1 protein-coding gene is annotated in these 361 nt (G+C 52.1%); it reads right to left on the bottom strand.

Features of this window, described 5'->3' with window-relative positions; all coding sequences use genetic code 11:
* On the bottom strand, window positions 1-361 hold a 361-nt coding region (locus tag AC0L3J_RS37675), incomplete at both ends, for a UvrB/UvrC motif-containing protein (RefSeq protein ID WP_473350474.1).

Here is a 361-nt window from a genome sequence, read left to right as displayed (position 1 = left end):
CTGGTCACGAATTTGCGCCGCTTCTTCGAACTCCAGATTCTGCGCGTGTTGCATCATCAACCCTTCCAGCTCATGGATTTTCTGCTGCAACGCTTTAGGCGACATATCCATCGGCACATTATCCGGCTCAACAATCGGGCGCGATTTTCCTCTGCCCTTCGCTTTGGTTTTGGCAATGTTCTGCCCCAGCGCCAGGATATCGACCACTTTCTTGTTCAAGCCTTGCGGCGTAATTCCGTGTTCCTCGTTGTACTTCTGCTGTTTCTCACGGCGACGTTCGGTTTCGCCAATCGCTTTCGCCATTGATGGGGTGATCTTATCGCCGTAGAGAATCGCTTTACCGTTAACGTTACGTGCCGCA

The sequence above is a fragment of the Bradyrhizobium sp. Kon37 genome (assembly GCF_055807535.1).
This window is presented reverse-complemented; position numbering and strand designations above follow the sequence as displayed.